General features: G+C 37.9%; 1 protein-coding gene. It reads right to left on the bottom strand.

All coding sequences use genetic code 11. The features are described 5' to 3' along the window. Positions 1-1,606 (bottom strand): methionine--tRNA ligase (gene metG, locus NZ519_13855; GenBank protein MCS7029838.1); only part of this gene is annotated, 1,606 nt, incomplete at both ends.

The following is a 1,606-nucleotide window of genomic DNA, read 5'->3' as shown; positions in this document are numbered from 1 at the left end:
AAAAATCAGGAATAGCCGCAGAAGCAGCCACTTTTTGACTTTGCTTTCTTTGGATAAGTTCCTGCTGTGCATAATTGGACAAAGGTGCCTTCTTTTCTACTAAATGCTCTAATTGAAGCGTATCTGTGTTCTTTATTAAGTACTCAATTTGGGCTTGTACAAAGTCATTTTCTATTTTTTCAAATAGTAGACCTATCTGGGTAATGGCTGTACCTTGCGGCACAATTGCCCATTCTTGTGATAAATTCCAAGTAGCTTGCTCTATCTGCAAACTATTTTGCAACTTTTGAGCTGTAGCAGGCATAAAAGGTTCAAGCCATATAGCTAAATGAGCTACCATTTGGACGGCATGAAAAAGATCAATAGCTGTTTGCTTGGGGTTAGATTGAATAGTTTTCCAAGGTTCTGTTTCTTGCAAAAACTTATTACCTTTCATTGCAAATGCCATAATAGTTTGCAGCGCATCTCTAAAACGATAGTTCTCTATGTACTCCCCAATCACCGATGCCCATGTTTTTGTTTGTTCTTTTTCATATTGAAGAAAACTTTGAATTAAGCTGTACTCTGTTATAGCAGAGCTATCTGCAAGTTCTGGGACCCTTCCTTGAAAGTATTTGCCTATTAGAGTAAAAACTCTATTGACAAAATTTCCCAAAGTAGCTACTAGCTCATTGTTATTACGCTGCTGAAAGTCTATCCAACTAAAATCATTGTCTTTGGTTTCGGGCATAGTAGCAGTGAGTACATATCGCAGTACATCAATTTTTGAGGGGAATTTTTCAGCAAACTCATGTAGCCAAACTGCCCAATTGCGAGAAGTAGAAATTTTATCGCCTTCGATATTGAGAAATTCATTAGCGGGGACATTTTCAGGTAAGATATATCCGCCGTGTGCTATGAGCATAGCTGGGAATACAATACAATGAAAAACAATGTTATCTTTACCAATAAAATGAATCAAACGAGCATTATCTTGTTCGTTGGGTTGCTGTAGCCAGTATTTTTTCCATGCATCGGGGTTGTTTTGCTCAATTGCCCATTCTTTGGTAGCAGAAATATAACCAATAGGCGCATCAAACCATACGTATAACACTTTATTTTCACTACCTGGTATAGATGCAGGTACTTTCACACCCCAGTCTAAATCTCGGGTAACTGCACGGGGCTGTAATCCTTCATTTAGCCAAGACATGCATTGTCCAACTACGTTTGTTTTCCATTTAGCTGCGTGTGCATTTATCCAATCTTGTAAAATTTTTTGGTACTGGTTTAAGGGCAAAAACCAATGTTTAGTTTTTTTGAGTGATAGAGGTTTACCTGTGATCCGAGAAACGGGGTTAATTAAATCCGTAGGGTTCAAAGTAGAGCCACACTTTTCGCACTGGTCGCCATAAGCATCGGGGTTGCCACACTTAGGGCAAGTACCTTTGAGAAACCTATCGGCTACAAATTGTTGATTGGTTTCATCGTAAAATTGTTCAGTTACGTATTCCTCAAATTTGCCATTTTTGTAGAGATGTTCAAAAAAATCTGATGCAGTTTTATGATGTATAGCGTTAGAAGTACGGGAATAAATGTCAAATGAAATGTTAAAATCTTGAAAAGC

This window comes from Bacteroidia bacterium (genome assembly GCA_025056095.1).
In the GTDB taxonomy this organism is placed as follows: domain Bacteria; phylum Bacteroidota; class Bacteroidia; order JANWVE01; family JANWVE01; genus JANWVE01.
Note: the sequence above shows the minus strand (reverse complement) of the source record. Positions and strands in the feature narration are given on the sequence as shown.